General features: G+C 72.3%; 1 protein-coding gene. It reads left to right on the forward strand.

Annotated features, from left to right (window positions below):
• Nucleotides 1–26: 26 nt before the first annotated feature.
• Nucleotides 27–238: hypothetical protein (locus KVT34_RS31090; protein WP_217563381.1), on the forward strand; the 212-nt coding region annotated here is incomplete at its 3' end.

A 238-nucleotide genomic window follows, 5' to 3' on the forward strand; every position in this document is an offset into this window, starting at 1 on the left:
CCAACTCCTGACAGGAGGTAGGTGGCGTGGCTGGTACCGGTGGTGTGCTCGTCGGCCGCGGATACGTCAGCATCCGGCCCGAGTTCGAGGGGGACTGTGACCGCTCCGTCAACGCCCGCGCATCCAGCGCGGGCCGCAGCGGAGGGGCGGCGGTCAGCAAGGCGTTCGGGAACGGCCCCAAAGGCATCCGAGCCCTGGCCGGCGTTGCCATCGGCGCGAACCCCGCGTCCGCGACGGC

The organism is Paenibacillus sp. GbtcB18 (assembly GCF_019091125.1).
Classification (GTDB): Bacteria; Bacillota; Bacilli; order Paenibacillales; family NBRC-103111; genus Paenibacillus_F; species Paenibacillus_F chitinolyticus.